Source organism: Psychrobacter sp. H7-1, from assembly GCF_904846585.1.
Taxonomy (GTDB): domain Bacteria; phylum Pseudomonadota; class Gammaproteobacteria; order Pseudomonadales; family Moraxellaceae; genus Psychrobacter; species Psychrobacter raelei.
Genome location: NZ_CAJHBH010000025.1, coordinates 26,365 through 43,070, shown reverse-complemented (window position 1 = coordinate 43,070; position 16,706 = coordinate 26,365). Strand labels below are relative to the sequence as shown.

Annotated in this window: 15 protein-coding genes; 6 read left to right on the top strand and 9 right to left on the bottom strand. The window is 46.0% G+C overall.

Annotated features, from left to right (window positions below; all coding sequences use genetic code 11):
- Window positions 1–220: 220 nt before the first annotated feature.
- The 4 genes from rsfS to JMX92_RS08660 form a co-directional block, all read right to left on the bottom strand.
- The gene (gene rsfS, locus JMX92_RS08675) at window positions 221–595 is read right to left on the bottom strand and encodes a ribosome silencing factor (protein WP_413775364.1); all 375 of its coding nucleotides are present in this window, start codon (window positions 593–595) and stop codon (window positions 221–223) included.
- A gap of 195 nt (window positions 596–790) precedes the next feature.
- A complete protein-coding gene (gene nadD / locus JMX92_RS08670; protein WP_201545201.1) occupies window positions 791–1,612 on the bottom strand; it encodes a nicotinate (nicotinamide) nucleotide adenylyltransferase in 822 nt (273 codons plus the stop codon).
- 292 nt (window positions 1,613–1,904) lie between these two features.
- On the bottom strand, window positions 1,905–4,052 hold the full coding sequence (pta, locus tag JMX92_RS08665; RefSeq protein WP_011959634.1) for a phosphate acetyltransferase: 2,148 nt from the start codon (window positions 4,050–4,052) through the stop codon (window positions 1,905–1,907).
- Window positions 4,053–4,176: 124 nt separating this feature from the next.
- Complete coding sequence (locus JMX92_RS08660) at window positions 4,177–5,379, bottom strand: acetate/propionate family kinase (RefSeq protein WP_011959635.1); 1,203 nt, start codon at window positions 5,377–5,379, stop codon at window positions 4,177–4,179.
- Between the two features lie 424 nt (window positions 5,380–5,803).
- On the opposite strand from JMX92_RS08660, the gene lptM reads away from it, so the two are divergent.
- The 4 genes from lptM (at window position 5,804) to JMX92_RS08640 (ending at window position 9,793) form a co-directional block, all read left to right on the top strand.
- The gene (lptM, locus tag JMX92_RS08655) at window positions 5,804–6,148 is read left to right on the top strand and encodes an LPS translocon maturation chaperone LptM (RefSeq protein WP_201545200.1); all 345 of its coding nucleotides are present in this window, start codon (window positions 5,804–5,806) and stop codon (window positions 6,146–6,148) included.
- Window positions 6,149–6,255: 107 nt separating this feature from the next.
- On the top strand, window positions 6,256–7,593 hold the full coding sequence (lysA, locus tag JMX92_RS08650) for a diaminopimelate decarboxylase (protein WP_201545199.1): 1,338 nt from the start codon (window positions 6,256–6,258) through the stop codon (window positions 7,591–7,593).
- Between the two features lie 281 nt (window positions 7,594–7,874).
- On the top strand, window positions 7,875–8,756 hold the full coding sequence (gene dapF / locus JMX92_RS08645; RefSeq protein ID WP_011959638.1) for a diaminopimelate epimerase: 882 nt from the start codon (window positions 7,875–7,877) through the stop codon (window positions 8,754–8,756).
- 29 nt (window positions 8,757–8,785) lie between these two features.
- On the top strand, window positions 8,786–9,793 hold the full coding sequence (locus JMX92_RS08640; RefSeq protein ID WP_201545198.1) for a tyrosine recombinase XerC: 1,008 nt from the start codon (window positions 8,786–8,788) through the stop codon (window positions 9,791–9,793).
- Window positions 9,794–9,899: 106 nt separating this feature from the next.
- On the opposite strand, the gene JMX92_RS08635 is transcribed toward JMX92_RS08640, so the two are convergent.
- Window positions 9,900–10,784 carry a nitrilase-related carbon-nitrogen hydrolase gene (locus tag JMX92_RS08635; protein WP_011959640.1) on the bottom strand — a complete coding sequence of 295 codons (885 nt, stop codon included), beginning with the start codon at window positions 10,782–10,784 and terminating at the stop codon, window positions 9,900–9,902.
- A gap of 487 nt (window positions 10,785–11,271) precedes the next feature.
- Here JMX92_RS08635 and rpoN point away from each other — a divergent pair, with 487 nt between their 5' ends.
- Both rpoN and hpf read left to right on the top strand, forming a co-directional pair.
- A complete protein-coding gene (gene rpoN, locus JMX92_RS08630) occupies window positions 11,272–13,026 on the top strand; it encodes an RNA polymerase factor sigma-54 (protein WP_201545196.1) in 1,755 nt (584 codons plus the stop codon).
- Window positions 13,027–13,520: 494 nt separating this feature from the next.
- A complete protein-coding gene (gene hpf / locus JMX92_RS08625) occupies window positions 13,521–13,919 on the top strand; it encodes a ribosome hibernation-promoting factor, HPF/YfiA family (protein ID WP_155586646.1) in 399 nt (132 codons plus the stop codon).
- A 237-nt stretch (window positions 13,920–14,156) separates the two neighbouring features.
- Here hpf and thiS read toward each other — a convergent pair whose 3' ends face one another.
- From thiS to JMX92_RS08605, 4 genes are all read right to left on the bottom strand, one after another.
- Window positions 14,157–14,357, bottom strand: a complete 201-nt coding sequence (gene thiS / locus JMX92_RS08620; RefSeq protein ID WP_011959643.1) for a sulfur carrier protein ThiS — start codon at window positions 14,355–14,357, stop codon at window positions 14,157–14,159.
- A 50-nt stretch (window positions 14,358–14,407) separates the two neighbouring features.
- Window positions 14,408–14,773 (bottom strand): DUF423 domain-containing protein, encoded by a 366-nt coding sequence (locus tag JMX92_RS08615; protein WP_201545195.1) that lies wholly within the window; start codon window positions 14,771–14,773, stop codon window positions 14,408–14,410.
- A gap of 158 nt (window positions 14,774–14,931) precedes the next feature.
- Complete coding sequence (gene rpoH / locus JMX92_RS08610) at window positions 14,932–15,798, bottom strand: RNA polymerase sigma factor RpoH (RefSeq protein WP_197708920.1); 867 nt, start codon at window positions 15,796–15,798, stop codon at window positions 14,932–14,934.
- 308 nt (window positions 15,799–16,106) lie between these two features.
- Complete coding sequence (locus JMX92_RS08605; protein ID WP_011959646.1) at window positions 16,107–16,481, bottom strand: sulfurtransferase TusA family protein; 375 nt, start codon at window positions 16,479–16,481, stop codon at window positions 16,107–16,109.
- Window positions 16,482–16,706: the final 225 nt, after the last annotated feature.

The following is a 16,706-nucleotide window of genomic DNA, read 5'->3' as shown; positions in this document are numbered from 1 at the left end:
GTCTGAGGGTCTATTAATTCACTAAATTGTTCTAGGGTGTCTGGAATCCTTTTATGCGTCTCATTAATAGCGTTTTGTAGTCTCATAGTAAAATAGCCCATCTACTTATTAGATGGGCTATTTTATTACTTTTATTGAGTTTTTGCCTTAACTGACTGGCATTACGCCATAAGGCGCCTTTTATATACAATAACAACTTGGGAGTCGCTGAATAGATGCTCTAGCGCTCGCTTAAATCACGCGCTACTAACTTCTTAAGCTCTTCTGGTGAAGACCATAGACCTTCTAAATCATAAAACTCACGTGCTTGGCGAGTCATGATATGTACGATAACACCGCCTAAATCTACTAAGGTCCAGTCGCTGTCTTTCTCACCTTCACGGCCCAGTGGCATAAAGCCTGATTTTTTTGCGGTGGCGCCCACTTCATCTGCCAAGGCGCTGACGTGGCGCTTCGAGGTGGCATCTGCGATAACCATATAATCGGTGACGTCAGTTAAATCGGCCACATGCAGTACGGTGATGTTCTTAGCTTTTAGGTCATCTAAAGTTTCTTGAACCATGTTTAGACAAAACTGTAGTCTCTCGTCACTCATGGGGGTTCTTTGGGTTGCGTCTAATGTCATAGCTATCCTATAAATTATTTTGGGTTTTCTTATATCCACTTGCTGCCAAAAGCGCTCGGCTAAAGCAGACTAAGCTAAAAGAAAGTTATACAAGCTTGGGTTGAAAATTTAGGTCATTAAGAGGGTATAAGGTTTGCACGTAGAGGTGTTGTAACAGCCATTAACTCAGTAAGAATGATATAAATTATTTTTCATAATATACGAATAAACAGAGCGTGGCAAAGCAGATTTTGCAATATCAAAGCTGCCCTCAGTTATAGCTTGGCGTATGGCGCTACTAGAAATGGGGTCAACACGGTGCGAATCTATGTATATATGGCCCTTTGCGGCGTATTTCAAGTCCTCAATATGTTCAGTGAGCGCAGATTTTAGTTTATTTGGCAGTAAATTAGCAATGTGTTGGTGCGTTTGTAAGTGATCACGGGGGATTACCCACAGATGAGCAAACTCAATAAGCCGGTCGCCATCTCGCCATTGGGGCAGGCTTTGGACATTATCGGCGCCAATGACAAACACTAAGCTGGCCTCAGGATTGGCCTGACGCAATGCTCTGAGAGTATCTATGCTATAGGTGGGCGGGGTTTGCCAAATTTCGTGGTCACAGATTCCAAAGTCAGCGGGACTGATTGCCGTCTGCGTTTTAGCTGCAGTCATCTCATCAATAGCCAGCTGTAACATGGCCATACGATGCTCAGGGCGACTGCTGTTGTCTTTGAGCGGTGAGCGTGAGGTGGGCATAAAATAGGCACTCAGCTTTGAGAGGGGCTTGGCTGTGTGTAGATGCTGATAAACATGGGCAAGCAGAGCCAAATGGCTATTATGCACCGGATCAAATGAGCCGCCCAAATAAATTTGGATGGGCCGGGTGGCGCAAGCATGGCGCGGATAAGCATCCGTCTCTAAATGACGACAAGATGAAGGGCTAGAGGCTGGGGTTGTGGTTGTGTTTGTGTTTGTGTTTGTGGTTGCAAGAGTAGGGGCAGGCATGACATATCCAGTCGAAAATCTAGCGATAGTAAGATCAATTTGGCCATCAACAGACACAGTAGCTTATCACAGCGCCTCTATGTCAAAGCAAAAAAGGTCAAAGCAAAAAAGGTTAAAGCAAAAAAATCCATAGGGTAAGATGGGGCGTCGCTTGTCTGCCAAACCGCTTGGCTAATATGTAATAGTATCAATAAAAATAGCCGGCAAAGCGCCGGCTATTTTTAGGCTATCAGGTTATCTCTTTGGCAGTTGCCATTAAAATGCCTGTAGCTATTAGCGATACCAACAGTGATTAAATCTCAGAGCTGCTGGCTTGAATGGCGGTTAAGGCGATGGTGTACACGATATCATCAACCAAAGCACCGCGTGATAAGTCGTTAACAGGCTTGTTTAAGCCCTGTAGCATCGGGCCGACGCTGACGACGTTGGCACTGCGCTGTACCGCTTTGTAAGTGGTGTTGCCGGTGTTTAAGTCAGGGAAGATAAACACGTTAGCTTGACCCGCTACAGGTGAGTCAGGCGCTTTTTGTTTGCCCACGCTAAGCACAGAGGCTGCATCATACTGTAGTGGGCCATCTACCATTAAATCAGGCGCACGTTCACGTACAATTTGAGTGGCTTGTTTGACTTTTTCTACATCGTCGCCGGTGCCAGAGGCGCCGGTTGAGTAGCTAATCATCGCCACTTTGGGCTCAATACCAAAGGCTTTGGCAGAGGCGGCCGACTGAATGGCAATCTCTGCTAGCTGCTCAGCATTGGGGTCTGGGTTAATGGCACAGTCGCCATAGACCACCACTTGTTCAGGCAATAACATAAAGAAGATAGAGGAGACAAGAGAGTACTGAGGGGCTGTCTTAATTAACTGGAAAGCCGGACGTACGGTATTGGCAGTGGTATGAATAGCGCCCGATACCAGACCATCCACCTCATCCATATGCAGCATGGTGGTGCCCAATACCACGGTGTCTTTTAGCTGTTCAGCGGCCTGCTCTGGAGACGCTTTGCCTTTACGGCGCTCAACAAAAGCGGCAACGTATTTGTCTAAATTGAGGGTGGCCGGATCGATGATTTCGATGTCTTTTGGCAGATCTACGCCGCGGTTTTTGGCCACTTGGGCAATCTCATCAGAGTTACCGATAAGCACACACTGGGCAATGCCGCGGCTTTGACAGATGGCGGCCGCTTCGATGGTGCGTGGCTCTTCGCCTTCAGGGAGAACCACACGCATTTTGGCTTGTTGTGCTTTTTTGACCACTTGATGACGAAACGCTGAGGGAGACAAGCGAGGCTTATAGTCGCGCTCAAAGTAAGACTTCAGCCAATTTAGATCTAAGTGCGCAGCTACGAAGCGGGTCACAGTCTCAGCACGCTCCACATCATCTCGTGGAATCTCATTACTGATGTTAAATAAGTTGGTCACTGTCTCTAAGCTATTGGTCGGTACGCTCATAATGGGCAAGCCGGTTTTTAGCGCAGGCTGACACAGCTCAAATACAGTATCGTTGGGGATGATACCACCGGTTAATACGATACCGGCCATGGGGATACCATTCATGGCAGCCATCGCTGTGGCCAATAACAAGTCATCACGGTCGCCTGGGGTCACAATCAAGGTGCCGCGGTTGAAGATTTCACCCACACGCGAGATGGTACGCGCCGCTAGGCTAGTTTTTAACACACGGCGCTGTTTTGCCTCACCTTGGTTAAGCCAAGTGGCATTTAACTGCTGGGCGATGTCCCATGTGCGCGGCACAGACAAGCTGTTGCTAAACGGTACCACACCAATGAGATGATATTTTTCGGTGGCAAAGTTTGGAGAGTATTTTTGCATCGCTTCGATAAATTCAGCATCCAGCTCAAGTGTGGCCTCACCTGGTGCGACTGGCTGCGTATCAAAGGTATTGGGTACGTTATTGGCACGCATTAAGATACTGCCCAAAGTACGCTCACCGGTTAAGCCGCCGAACGCACGTGCGTGTAAGTCTAATTTATCCGCCAATTGCTTGGGGTTTTCAAGGTCAGCCATACTCACAAAAATAACCTTGGCATCAAGCGCAGTGGCCAACGCATAGTTGACTTGCGAGGCGTAGTTGACCTCCTCTGTAGGCACCAAGCCTTCACAGACCACCACGCCGTAGCCGTCATCTAACTTATGAAAATTGGTAACCACATCTTCCATTAAGTCATCAACATTGCCCGCATTCATCATGCGCTCAACACGCTCACGGGGGATAGACTCAGGCGGTGTTAAGCCAAAAGCTTTGTGCGCAAGCTCACTTGAGCTGTCTAAGGTGTGCTGTGAATCATACGAGTCATCTTGCAAAAATGGCTTCATAAAGCCAGCTTTTATGCCCAAGTAATCGAACGCTTTAATCAGACCAAGACCTGCAGATGTAAGGCCAATACCACGACCGGTAGGGACCAGCAAAATAGTTTGCATCAATCAATCCTTAGTTGTTTTTTAAATGAGTTATTTTTAAATGAGTTGTTTTCAAAAAGTGCATCAAGCCAAAAATCAGCTTTGTGATATAAACCTGCCCGCCCATCGCTAGGCAGGTTTATACTTATAGTCCCAATACGGCTCGAGTCTCTTCAGCGATTTGATACTCTTCATCAGTTGGAATGACCCATAATTCATAGCGGCTGTCAGCGGTATGAAAACTGCCTTCTTCTCCGCCATATAACTCAGCATTTTTTTGTTGATCTATATCTAGACCAAAATGACGCATCACATTTAAGATACCGGCACGGATGGTGGCTGAGTTCTCACCGATACCGCCTGAGAATACAATACCTGTCATATCAGGTAGGGCGCAAGACAATGACGCTAAATATTTACCAGCGCGGTAGCAGAACATCTCTACCGCTAATTTGGCGTCTTGTTGGTTGGGATGTGAGTCATCATTGGCAATGGATTCAACAGTACGCATGTCGTTTGAGACACCAGAGATGCCAAGTAGCCCACTTTCTTTGTTCAAAATAGTGTCGATCTGCTCTAGGTTTAGCCCCAACGTGCGCTTGAGGTGAATGTGTAAGCTTGGGTCGACATCGCCGCAGCGGGTTCCCATCATTAACCCCTCAAGTGGGGTAAGACCCATGCTGGTGTCTAAGCTTTTGCCATCATAGACCGCTGTTTCCGAGCTGCCATTACCTAAGTGAGCGATCAGCCAGCCGTGTGGCCCTGATTGTGTGGTTAACTCGCTTGCACGGTGAGACAGATAAGCGTGTGAAGTGCCATGGAAGCCATAACGACGAATGAAGTCTTTTTCATACATCTCTTTTGGAATGGCATAGCGGAAGGCTTTGGGCGGCATGGTTTGGTGGAAAGCGGTATCGAATACCACTACTTGGGGCAGCTCAGGATGGATGGCTTGAACCGCTTCAATACCAATGGCGTTGGCAGGGTTGTGTAGCGGTGCTAGAGCTTTTAGGCGTTTGACTTCTTCGATAACGTGCGGGGTAACTTTTTCGGCATGGCTAAACTCGCGTCCCCCATGCACCACACGGTGACCTACTGCGATAGGAGATTGGTCGCCCAACAAATCCATGATACGCACCAAAGCCGCTTGGTGGTTGGCACCTGGAATGGTCACCTCGGTTTTTTTACCTTCAAGGCATTTGTGAACAATACGGGCATTATCTAACCCTAGGTTTTCGGCTAAGCCGGTGATTCTGTGCTGATTGTCTTCACTAATTAAAGCATATTTGATCGAAGAGGATCCGCAGTTAACGACTAACGTTGGGTTACTGATAATGGTATTGCTCATTTTGTGTCCTTACATTAAAAAGTGAAAAGAAAGTAAGCAAAAAAATACACCACAAGAGGTGTGCTCTTTAAGCCATAGGCGCATAACGCCCTACATTATCTTCTACCAACACATAACATCCTATTGGGTGTGGCTTTATATTTGGCCAAGCCAAATTTATTATAATTTCTACACGAAATAAAATATAACTGAGTTGGAGAGTGCCCTAAATACAGCTATGAGCGACTTATGGTATGCGCCTATATTAAGTATAGCTCAGATTAATTTTAAAAACAGCGGGTAAGTGCTTAAAAATAAAAACTTTCTTTAGAGGGCTTATGAAAAACCATCAAAACCCTTTAGGCAAATTTTCAGAAGTTTGGTACCATAGCCTACACTTAATTTAGCAATATCGGCCTAGTTGGGCCCCCATAGGAAGCTGCTCATGACAAACCGTTACTCAAAAATTTTATTTAACTCAAGCTTAACTGATTTAATCTGTGAGCGCCTATATTTTGACAATAATGGTGCTCAAATGAGCGGTAAAAATGCACAAAAAAAGGCGCGTAAAAAACCCAATACCCCTATTATAACTATGGTTATGATGTTTGGGACGCTGATGTTAACCGGCTGTGGTCAAAAAGGGGCGTTATATTTGCCCGAAGAGGCGCCTAGCAATACTGATTTTATGATTTATAAAGGCAATAAGAGTGAGGCTAATAAGGTAAAAGAGGCACAAACCCGCGAGCAAGTTGAACAAGCGGCTGAGCAGGATCCTGAAGATTATTAATGTGCTTTGGGTGCACCGCTTTACCTGTTTTGACATTAATGGTTTAATAAGTTGATTAAACTGCTTTTTTGTTGATTTATACTCTCTGACTTGGACACCTTTATATTATGAGCAACCCCGACTTATCTCAAGCCGCCGTACAACATAGCGAATCTGGTCTACGCATCAATCCTGAAGTCTTTGTCAAAAAACTGCCCACTTTAAGCTATCAGCAAGGGACCTTGTTTGTGGAGCAAGCCTCTGTACAGCAGTTGGCTGAGCAGTATGGTACGCCTTTGTATGTGTATTCAAAGCAGGCAATTTTGGATGCTTATACGGCATACACTACCAGTTTTGCAGCCATTGACCATCAGGTCTGCTATGCGGTCAAAGCCAACTCAAACTTAGCGGTGTTGTCGGTATTGGCCAAAGCCGGTGCAGGCTTTGATTTGGTGTCCTCAGGGGAGCTGGCTCGAGTACTGGCCTTGGGCGCTGACCCCAGTAAAATTGTATTCTCAGGTGTGGGCAAAACCGTCACTGAACTCACAGCGGCGCTTAAAGCAGGTATTGGCTGCTTTAACGTAGAGTCATTAAGTGAGCTTGATACGCTAAATGCGGTGGCAGCAGAGCTGAATGTTAAAGCGCCGATCTCCATTCGGGTCAACCCAGATGTCGATGCCAAAACCCATCCTTATATTTCAACCGGCCTAAAAGACAATAAATTTGGTATCAGTCATGACATCGCTGTGGCAGCATATCAACATGCCGCAAGCTTAGAGCACTTACAGATTGTCGGTATTGACTGCCATATTGGCTCACAGTTGACCGAAATTGATCCGTTTGTGGCCGCTTTGGATAAGGTGTGTGAGCTGATTGAAGCGCTCAAACAAGTAGGCATTGAGCTACAGCACATTGATTTGGGCGGTGGTTTGGGTGTTATCTATATTGATGAAGAGGTGGCTAAGGTCAGTGAGTTTGCCGCCGCTTTATTACCAAAACTACAAGAGCTTGGGTTAAAAGTATTTTTTGAGCCGGGCCGCAGTATTGTTGCCAACGCTGGCATGTTGGTTACCAAGGTTGAGGTGTTAAAACCCACTGAGCATAGAGACTTTGCTATTGTTGATGCGGCTATGAATGACTTAATTCGTCCAGCGCTGTATCAAGCCGAAATGGCGGTCATTCCGGTACAAACAGCGTCACAAGCATCACAGAAGAGCTGGGATATTGTCGGCGCTGTGTGCGAAACCGGCGACTTTTTGGCCAAAAAACGTCTGTTAAGCCTAGCGGTTGGCGATATTTTGGCCATTACTGGTGCTGGCGCTTATGGCTTTGTGATGAGTAGCAACTACAATTCGCGCCCACGTCCTGCTGAGGTTATGGTGTCAGGGGATAAGCACCAAGTGGTACGCGCCCGTGAGACCGTAACACAGTTATTTGAGACGGAATCAACGTTTGATATAGATTAAGCCATCAACGCATTAAAAAAATTAATCATAATTATCTGCTCAACGTGCATTGATAATTGACAAAAAAACCTGCATTTACTGTGCAGGTTTTTTTATTTTTTAGCGCATCATTCAGCGCTGCCCTTGTATTCATTGGCCATCTAATAACGGCTGTGTGCTGTATCGCTAAGCAAAACTTAAGGGCAGATAAGCCAATTGCCAATACAGCACAGTTAGGCATTATCATTGTGATATTGTGCATGTTAAGATAAGCCATAAATAGAATCTAAGGAATATAAAATATGCTTATAGAGTTTACAAAAATGCATGGGCTGGGCAATGACTTTATGGTCATTGACTTGGTCACTCAGCGTTTGGAGCTGACACCAGAGCTGATTACATTATTGGCTGATCGCAACTTAGGTATTGGCTTCGATCAGCTGTTGGTGGTTGAGCCACCCATGCGTCCAGATGTTGATTTTCGCTACCGCATCTTTAATTCAGATGGTAGTGAGGTGGAGCAATGTGGTAATGGGGCACGCTGTTTTGCCCGGTTTGTACAGGCGCGCAAACTGTCATTCAAGCAGCGTATTCGGGTTGAAACCAAGTCAGGTATTTTAACGTTATCGACCGATAATTACGGCTGGGTAGAGGTGGATATGGGCAAGCCGCGCTTTGAGCCGGCAGAGATCCCTTTTACGCCCAAAGCCATTACTAAAATACAAAACGCTTATCACCTAGATGTCGAGGGGACGCCGGTACAATTGTATGTGGCCAATATGGGCAACCCACATGCGGTTATTAAGGTCGATGATATCTTGACGGCCGATGTTGAGAAGCTTGGCAAAGCCATTGAGTCGCATCCGGCATTTCCTGAGCGGGTTAATGTTGGCTTTATGCAGGTGATGAACCAGCGTCACATTCGTCTGCGTGTCTATGAGCGCGGTGTGGGCGAGACCCAAGCCTGTGGTACAGGTGCTTGTGCGGCGGTCGCTACCGGCATTCGCGAAGGCTGGCTGGATGAGGGCGAGGAGATTAGAGCGCAGCTTTATGGCGGCAGTTTATTGATTCGCTGGTCACCTGGCTATTCTGTGATGATGACCGGCCCGACCGCTTTCGTCTATGAGGGTGTGTTCAGTCCTGATGGTATTATGGCGCAGGCCGGTCTTAAGCCATTAAGCTAGGTGCAAGCAAGGTCAGGTCAACCACAGTCATGACAAATAAAGTGCTGGAGAAGCAGCAGCTAGAGGATTCTTTGGCCACCAAACCTGTTTTTGCTGAGCTAGAGGCCTTATTGCCACCAGTGGAGCAGTGGTTAAGCGAGCTGTCGGTGCGTCAGATGTCAGCGCATACCATTGATGCCTATTATGCAGGCCTGTATCAATTGGCCTGCTTTTTGGCGCAGGCTCAGCTCAACTGGACCCGCTGTGATAAACGGCAATTGGCCAAATATATCGCTAAGCGCTTAGATACTGATGCGCTGGCCATCTCTAGCGTGCAGCAAGAGCTGTCGGCCATTCGCCACTTTTATAGCTGGCTTATTGAGCAAGGCCAAGCCCGCATCAATCCCACTACCGGCTACCAGCTCAAGCGTGCGCCTCGGCCGCTGCCCAGTATTGCTGATGGCGACTTAATTGCTCAGCTACTTGAGCAGCCCATGCCAGATACACCAGAGCAGGCTCGGCTGTGGATACGGGATAAAGCGATGTTTGAGCTGCTCTACAGTAGTGGCCTACGTGTGGGGGAGCTGGTCGGGCTGAATGTGGCTGATCTGCGTATCGATGCCAAAGGGGAGCGTGGCGAGGTGCGGGTAACAGGTAAAGGTAATAAAACCCGCTTAGTGCCAGTGGGGCGCCAAGCATTAAAGGCCATTAATAGGTATCTGCCACATCGCAATCTGTGGGAAGAGCGTGGCGATAGAGCTTTATTTATCAGTGAAAAATATGGTACTCGATTGACCACACGAGCGGTGCAGCAGCGCCTAAAAGTTGCTGCTGCCCGAGCTGGTATTGCCCAAAATATGTATCCGCATTTGCTGCGCCACTGTTTTGCCTCGCACATGCTGTCAGGCAGTGGCGATTTGCGGGCAGTGCAAGAGATGCTTGGCCACAGTGATATCAGCACCACGCAGATTTATACCCATGTAGACTTTGATAGACTGACTCAAGTGTATGATAAAGCGCATCCTCGAGCCTCGCAGGAGAAAAAAACGCCTCGTTAACGCTTAACCAACGTGGCTAACATGCCGCCAGTACTTACCCATAACCCAGTACTTACCCATAACAAAGCCAGATAGCTACCTGCCATCTGGCTTTGTTATTTAGGGTTTATGCCAAGCGATGACAGTGATGGATGGGCATGTTTTGGCGCCAATTTTGCTGCTTTGTGCGCTCAAAGGGAGCAGTAATTAATTCAAATCCCTGCTCAGGCTGCATAAGCTTGGTCTGATTGGTGCCGACCAGCTGCTCACCATTAGCGTTCATGATGCTACTGTGCCCCCAAGTCTGCCGCTGTCCACTGGGGATATCGTGCGTGCCGCCTTGAGCTGAGCCTACCACCAAGCACTGAGCATCCAAGGCACGTGCTTGTAATAACAACTGCCAATGCGCCTTACCCGTTTGATAAGTAAAGGCGGATGGTGCGGTTAGAATCTCGGCGCCTGATTGCCGCAGCTTTTGCGCTAAGGCGGGAAAGCGCAGATCAAAGCACACCATCATCCCCACAGACAGGGGCTGAGTCTGAGCTGATTGGCCAAGCAGGTTGGCCATATCGCACTGTGCGACTACCGTGGTATCACCCGGCTCAAAAGTTCTGCCCTCATCATAGCTTCCGGTGTTATCGGCCACTTGCGCTTTAAATAAATGAATCTTGTCATAACGCGCCACTCGCTTGCCCTCAGGTGAGAATAATTGACTAACTTGGCGCAAACGTTCACCAGGTACTGGCGTACCATCAGGACGATACGCACAAGGTAAACTGCCAGCGACAATGAACATCTGATGCTCGAAGGCCAATGTGGCATACCACTGCGACAGCTCATCGAAGCGCTCGGCAAGCTGCTGCTGTCCCCCCATCCGGCAAGCATTCTCAGGCAGCACCAATAGGTGGACATCTTGCTGCTTAGCGGCGATTACAGCACGTTGTATATTCGCTAAATTGGTCTCGATATCAAACTGACTGCTCAGCTGCACACATCCAATGATAGGGTCCATTATAATCGCCTTGTCCTTTTATCTGTGGTTCAAATAGCCTGTGGCTTAACTAGAAATTTGTGGTTTAACTAGCAATAGTTACCTTAAAAACTCACGGCCAGCTTATTTGTTTTTTGGTTCAATATTGTATTTAGAGTAGCATGTTCGCTGGTTAGAATCTATCTAGAACCGCTGGCATTAAACGGTGTATTTGTAGAGCAAAGCCACGGGTTATCCATGTCAAGCCCCCAAGCATTAGTAGGCCTGCTTGACCAAAAAAACAACCATAAATAATCAACAAGCTTGTTTACTAAAACAAAGACTTAAGGTATTTTTTAAAAAGCCCATCGCCCAGATATTACCGCTGATTTATGGCAGCAGTTTGTGTTAATGCGTTTATTATAACTAACTAATTTTCGTGATTTTCTAAATAATATGTGCTACTAATAAAGCGGCGTGTCCGGCCTGAGTCGGCCAGCACTCCTCCCTAATTGAGATAAATACCCTTATGATAAGCACTTCCTTTAATTTAGGCTTTAATCTATCCACCACCCAAAAGCTGACACCTCAGATGCAGCAAGCCATTAAGCTGTTGCAGTTATCAAGCCTTGAGCTTGAGCAAGAGGTGCAGATGAAGCTTGATAGCAATCCTTTATTAGAGCGGGTAGAGGACGATGATATTGATGCTGAGGATTTTAACAGTATTGAGGAGCTGACTCGATTGGAGCTTGATGCTGAAGCACAAAAGGAGGTGTATGACCCTTATAATGACGACTATGGCTTAGAGTATCAGGAAGGGGCGACTGAGGATGTATTTAGCGAGTTAGATGGCGATGGCTTAGGTAATTTAGGTGACTTAAATGACTTAAACGACTTAAACGACTTAAACGAGAACGCGCTGGATGACACAAATAAAGCGGAGGGGGATATAGAGCAAAACCAAGCTTTAATCAGTATCACCACCACAGCAGATAACGATCTTAAGGCTGAAGCATCAAACCTAGACACCAGTCTCGGTGAGCTGCCGATAGACACTGAGTGGGATGATATCTATACCCATAGCCCCACTGGACTTGCTGCACCAGACACCCAAGGCATGAGCGATTATCAAGGTGCAACCTCCGTCAGTTTACAAGACCACATTCGCTGGCAGCTCACTTTTAGTAAGCTGTCCTCAGTGCAGTCGCTTATCGCTGATTATTTGATTGATGCTTTGGATGATCACGGTTTTATTCAAATAGACATGGCTGAGCTAAAAGACAGCTTTGATGAAATGGCCAGCTTCTATCAGTGGCAGCAAAAAATAGAGTTAGAACATATCCAACAGGTCATCGAGCTGATTCAAAGCTGTGAGCCATTGGGAGTGGGAGCGCGCAATTTGGCCGAATCATTACAAATTCAGCTGCGTGCACTGGATGAGAATACCCCTTATATGCGTCAAGCGCTGCGTCTGCTAGATGAGCATCAACTGCTTGTGAGTAACAATATTAAAGAATTGATGAGTCGCACGGGTCTAAAAAACAATGAAATCAGCCCCGCACTCGAATTGATTCGTACCCTGAATGCCGCGCCAGGATTGGCTTTTTCTAAAGCGCAGCCAGATTATGGCAGCACTCCTGAGGTGTATGATATCCCTGATGTGATTGTACAACTGGTGCATAACCAAGGCGGCGGTGAGGCGGTGTGGAAGGTCGAGCTGAATCCAGAGACCCTGCCTAAGCTAAGAATCAATCAGCAATATGCAAGCTTGGTTAAGCGCGGGGATGACAGCCCAGACAACGTGTATCTGCGTGATAATCTAATGGATGCCCGCTTATTTATCCGAAGCATCGAAGAGCGCAATCACAACCTACTTAAAGTGGCTACCTGCATTATAAAAATGCAGCAAGATTTTTTATTACAAGGTGCCACTGCCATGAAGCCATTGATTTTAAAGGAAGTCGCTGAAGAGGTAGGTCTGCATGAGTCTACCGTATCACGGTTGACCACCAGTAAAAGCATTTTAACCCCGCAAGGGCTGTTCTCCCTCAAGCACTTCTTCTCCTCCCACGTCTCAAGTGATCAAGGTGACGTCTCCTCCACAGCCATTAGTGCCATGATTGAGGCATTAATTGACGCTGAAGACCCCAAAAAGCCGATGTCGGACAGTGCCATCAAGCAGCATTTACAGCAGCAAGGTATAGATATTGCTCGGCGCACAGTGGCCAAATATCGAGAAGCCATGAATATTGGCTCTTCTACACAGCGCAAGTTAAAGTTCTAGTCGTTAGCGCTTAGCGGTGAGTTTTTTTGAAAATAAGTTTTTGCTGTTTTAGCCTAAACATAACCGAAGCGCAGACCTCATCAAATCGTCACAAAGCCCCATTAGACAAGCAATAGCCGTTATTTAAAAAATAAAAAAATTTCAGATTATAAATGATATGGAGAAAATAACCTTATTTATTTACATTTATTTACAATAATTGTCCTTGTGCAAATGTGTTTTTCATGTCAAATTAAAGCTGTCCCAACAAATGTTTAACTTAACCTAAGTTGCGGGCAAGCGATTCTAATACGGATTTTAGAAGACGCTACAACCAATAATGCTGGAGTGCTATCTTATAGGTTTTTTAAAAAGCTTAGATAATACAAAGGTTTACACAATGACTTAGACAGGAAAAATGCCATTTACTAAAAAAATGCCATTGAATCGGTCATTATAAAAAAGTCTCCTTGAGTCAGCGGTAGCTGCTCAAATCAAAAAAGGATGTAAGCATTATGAACATTTCAATTACTGGCCATCACATCACTATTACTGACGCTATGAAAGACATGGTTATGGACAAGCTTTCAAAAGTTGAACGCCATTTCGATCAAATTCAAAGCATTAAAGTGATTCTTTCGCTGGACAATCATCGTACAGATGCCAGCCACAGTGGTAAAAATAACCACAAAGCAGAAGCGCTGATGCGGGTAGCGGGTCAAGAAATGTTTGTACAGTCGTATGATGATGATATGTATAAGGCCATCCATGAAATGGCAGATAAATTAGACCGGCAAGTGCGTAAATATAAAACACGTATTGACCGTAAGACCCGCTCTTCTAAACGTAGAGAGCGCTTGGTTGCTAGCCTACCGGTAGTAGAGCCCGCCGCCGAAGAGTCTTTTGCTTATTAGGTTCTAGCTTAGGATTATTTGATAACCTTGATTTGATATCCTTAAGCTTGATAATCTTAAGACTGATACCCCTAAAAGCGGTTAAAAAAGCAAAAATAGGTCATAAACAGGACAAGTTATAACTGATAAAGCCCCTATTCGAAAGAGTAGGGGCTTTATTGATAGCTTAAAGGTGTGTTTGGATTGGTATACGACTTTAACTATAACCAGATCTATAAAAAGTGCTCAGTCCCCAATTTAGCCGCCGCCGACAGCTTGTACCACTTCAATACTCATATTTTGCACTAACACAGTGGCCATAAGCTCAGACTTAGGGATAAGCGCCCCATCAATCTCTACGGCATAACGACCTTGGGTAAGCTCAAGCTCATCTAATACAGCTTTTACGTTGTCTTGCTCAGTGCTAATTATTTGCCCGTTGACGGTAATGGTGTACATGGTTAATCCCTGTCTTTAGTGATAACTGTCCAAGTTTAAGATGTTGTTATTTAGCGAGGTGCTAACTTAAAGGCGGTGATGGCCAGCCACACCCAGCCAATAATCATTAAACTGCCGCCAATAGGTGTAATCGCACCAAACCAACGTGGTGCTCCCAAGGTCATCGCAAATAGACTGCCTGCAAAGATAATAATCCCAATTTGTAATAGCCATGCTGTAGTCTGAGTGGTATAACCCAGCTTGATAAGCAGACCGACCAGTAACAAGCCTAGCGCATGATAAAACAAATACTGGGCACCTGTGTGCCACCACGCCAGCTGTTCTGCTGATGCTATGGCCTTAATGCCATGAGCGCCAAAAGCGCCTAATGCAACCGCCATTGCCAAGTTAATGGCTGCAATAGCAATCCAGTTCATAATATGTGCCCTGTTATTGAGGTATTAAGTCTGATTAATCTTATAAATGCCTTATAAAATTAAGTCTAATTGACAGTGATAAGGGGATATCCCAGATATGGCAAAGGCTCTCACTGTCTCACCAGTAAAAGCCTTTATTGTCTAAATGCTGTATCTGCTTAATAAGCATCATCGCTTGGCATAATGACGCTGTCGATGGTCATGGCCTCACGGATTTTATCCATGGCATTTTTTTCGATTTGGCGCACGCGCTCAGCTGAGATATTGTACACCGCTGCCAACTCATGCAAGGTGGATTTTTGTTCGGACAACCAGCGCTGTTCAACGATATCACGAGAGCGCTCATCTAAAGTATCCATAGCATCCATCAAGGCATTGGTGTTGTTCTCTTCCCAGTCAGCATCTTCCACCATCTCTGCCGGATCAACGCCATCTTCTAAGAAAAGCTGCGGCGCATAGTGACCGTCTTCATCATCAGTGGACTGTGCTTCAAATGACGCATCATAAGAGGTCAGACGCGACTCCATCTCCAGCACTTGTTTGCGGGTGACGTTTAAGTCTGCGGCAATGGCATCGGCCTCCTCTAAAGTCAGCTGATTGTTGGTCTTTTTTAGGCTGCGTAAGTTAAAGAACAGCTTACGGTGTGCCTTGGTGGTGGCCACTTTGACAATGCGCCAGTTACGAATCACAAACTCATGGATTTCAGCCTTGATCCAGTGCACAGCAAAAGACACCAGACGCACGCCTTTATTGGGGTCAAAGCGTTTTACTGCTTTCATTAAGCCCAAATTGCCCTCTTGGATTAAGTCTGCTTGCGGCAAGCCATAGCCTGAATAACTGCGCGCAATATGAATCACAAAGCGTAAGTGTGACATAACCAAGATACGCGCTGCCTCCACATCGCCATCGTCGTAATAACGATGCGCCAATTCTTGCTCTTGCTCTGTGGTCAAGATAGGTATCTGATGCACAGAATTCATATAAGCACCCAAGTTGATGCCGGGTGCTGATAGGTTCACCGGCATCGCAGGCACTAAGTCGCGTGTGCTGGTGTTGGGATAGTCGCTTACCCAGTCATCGGCTTTGGCAAGCTCGGGGGTCAGCAGATCATCGTCTATCCCATCATCAAGCTCGTCATAATCTAGAGCCAGATTATCGTCATCTAACTCCGCATCGATATCTAAATCGATTGGATCTAATTCAGAGGTGACCGCTGTAGGTGGGCTGCTTTTAGCCGTCTCTTTTTTAGTTGTTTTGGTTTTTTTTGGAGTAGCCATGTTTTGACCTTCAAAGTAATAACTTTATTGAGATCTATTGTAAAGGATAGCGCACCCTAGTTACCATTGGTTTTGGTAATGATGAGGTGAAAGATTGTATCGAGTTTTTCTAAACTATCGACTGACCCTTGAACACTACTGGTATTCAGGGCTAATTGCAAATTGGCATGGTCACAAAAAGCGGCCAAATCATGTTGTGAATTTGGATCGGTGGCCAGAACATAGATGCTCTGCCCAGGCTGCATACTGCGTAAGGCAACCTTGGTTTTTAGTAGCGGCATCGGGCAGGCAAGGCCGCGACCATCGACCAAGGCGCTAATGGGCGCCGCTTGGCTAACCTCAGCGATGGTGTTCTGATCGGCGGTAGATAAAGGCGTCATTTGCTCGCTCAAAAGCTGTTCAAGTTGCGGATTTAAAGTATTATTTATCATAAATAAGTAGTTTCACTAATGAATAAAAGAAGTTGTGGGTTGTTATAAAGGGGTTATACACTGCGCTGAAAAGGGCAGGGTATTATAAAAAATTACATCCCAGAGACGATGGCATAAGGTTAACCGGTTATGATGTTATCATCAAAGGAAAATCATCTTTTACTATAATAAGTGCATACGAGGTTGGCGGTTACAGACGGGATGTAGGTCATAAGATATTGACAA

Excerpts from the sequence above, each read along its gene's own strand:
- rsfS (WP_413775364.1), bottom strand. The coding sequence starts at position 595 with ATGAGTGACGAGAGACTACAGTTTTGTCTAAACATGGTTCAAGAAACT.
- nadD (WP_201545201.1), bottom strand. The coding sequence starts at position 1,612 with ATGCCTGCCCCTACTCTTGCAACCACAAACACAAACACAAACACAACC.
- pta (WP_011959634.1), bottom strand. The coding sequence starts at position 4,052 with ATGCAAACTATTTTGCTGGTCCCTACCGGTCGTGGTATTGGCCTTACA.
- JMX92_RS08660 (WP_011959635.1), bottom strand. The coding sequence starts at position 5,379 with ATGAGCAATACCATTATCAGTAACCCAACGTTAGTCGTTAACTGCGGA.
- lptM (WP_201545200.1), top strand. The coding sequence starts at position 5,804 with ATGACAAACCGTTACTCAAAAATTTTATTTAACTCAAGCTTAACTGAT.
- lysA (WP_201545199.1), top strand. The coding sequence starts at position 6,256 with ATGAGCAACCCCGACTTATCTCAAGCCGCCGTACAACATAGCGAATCT.
- dapF (WP_011959638.1), top strand. The coding sequence starts at position 7,875 with ATGCTTATAGAGTTTACAAAAATGCATGGGCTGGGCAATGACTTTATG.
- JMX92_RS08640 (WP_201545198.1), top strand. The coding sequence starts at position 8,786 with ATGACAAATAAAGTGCTGGAGAAGCAGCAGCTAGAGGATTCTTTGGCC.
- JMX92_RS08635 (WP_011959640.1), bottom strand. The coding sequence starts at position 10,784 with ATGGACCCTATCATTGGATGTGTGCAGCTGAGCAGTCAGTTTGATATC.
- rpoN (WP_201545196.1), top strand. The coding sequence starts at position 11,272 with ATGATAAGCACTTCCTTTAATTTAGGCTTTAATCTATCCACCACCCAA.
- hpf (WP_155586646.1), top strand. The coding sequence starts at position 13,521 with ATGAACATTTCAATTACTGGCCATCACATCACTATTACTGACGCTATG.
- thiS (WP_011959643.1), bottom strand. The coding sequence starts at position 14,357 with ATGTACACCATTACCGTCAACGGGCAAATAATTAGCACTGAGCAAGAC.
- JMX92_RS08615 (WP_201545195.1), bottom strand. The coding sequence starts at position 14,773 with ATGAACTGGATTGCTATTGCAGCCATTAACTTGGCAATGGCGGTTGCA.
- rpoH (WP_197708920.1), bottom strand. The coding sequence starts at position 15,798 with ATGCCGGTGAACCTATCAGCACCCGGCATCAACTTGGGTGCTTATATG.
- JMX92_RS08605 (WP_011959646.1), bottom strand. The coding sequence starts at position 16,481 with ATGATAAATAATACTTTAAATCCGCAACTTGAACAGCTTTTGAGCGAG.